Annotated in this window: 1 protein-coding gene; it reads left to right on the top strand. The window is 77.6% G+C overall.

Features of this window, described 5'->3' with window-relative positions:
• Positions 1–918: sensor histidine kinase (locus tag G5C65_RS37775; protein ID WP_165303587.1), on the top strand; the 918-nt coding region annotated here is incomplete at both ends.

The following is a 918-nucleotide window of genomic DNA, read 5'->3' as shown; positions in this document are numbered from 1 at the left end:
GGATGCGGACCGCGGACCGGACCGGAACCCCGGCCGGGCCGGGCGGGCGGCGCCCCCGCGGACCGGCCGGCGCGGCACCCGCTGGGCGCGTGCGCTGTGGCGGCGCGCCGCAACGCCGGGCTTCTGGCTGGAGCAGGGCTACGCGCTGCTGAACGCGCCGCTCGCGCTCCTGGACCTGGCGGCCGTGCTGCTCGGGCTGGGCCTGGTGGCCAGCCAGCCCTTCGCGCTCGTCATCGTCCTCGGCGGCGACCAGGTGATGTACGGAGAGGGCATCGTCCTGACCCGCCCCGCGCAAGTGCTGCCCTGGCTGCTGCTCACCCCGGTGTTCGCGGTGCTCGCCGCGTACGCGCTGGGCGCGCTGGCGGGCGCGCGCGCCGAGCTGGCGCGCGCCGTGCTCGTACGGCCGCGCCGGGAGCGGGAGCTGGGCACCCGGCTGGTGGAGGTCACGGCCTCGCGGGCACGGCTCGCCGACGCGTTCGAGGGCGAGCGGCGGCGTATCGAGCGCGATCTGCACGACGGCGCACAGCAGCGGCTGACCGGCCTGATCATGACGCTGGGCCTGGCGAAGCTGGACGCGGACCCGGCGCTGGTGGCCAAGGCGCAGGACGAGGCGCGCGCGGTACTCGACGAGCTGCGGGACCTCGTACGGGGCATTCACCCGTCCGTGCTGACCGACCGGGGCCTGGGTGCCGCCGTCGAGTCGCTGGCGGAGCGGTCGCCGGTGCCGGTGGCGGCCGATCTGCGGGGGCTGCGGGACCGGCGCCCGCCGGAGGGGGTGGAGGTGGCCGCGTACTTCGCGGTGGCGGAGGCGCTGACGAACGTGGCCCGGCACAGCGGTGCCCGGCGGGCCGAGGTGGCGGCGGAGTTCGCGGACGGCACGCTGGTGGTCGAGGTCCGGGATGATGGGCGGGGCGGAGC

Origin of the sequence: Streptomyces boncukensis (assembly GCF_011045075.1) — a bacterium.
Lineage (GTDB): Bacteria > Actinomycetota > Actinomycetes > Streptomycetales > Streptomycetaceae > Streptomyces > Streptomyces boncukensis.
This window is presented reverse-complemented; position numbering and strand designations above follow the sequence as displayed.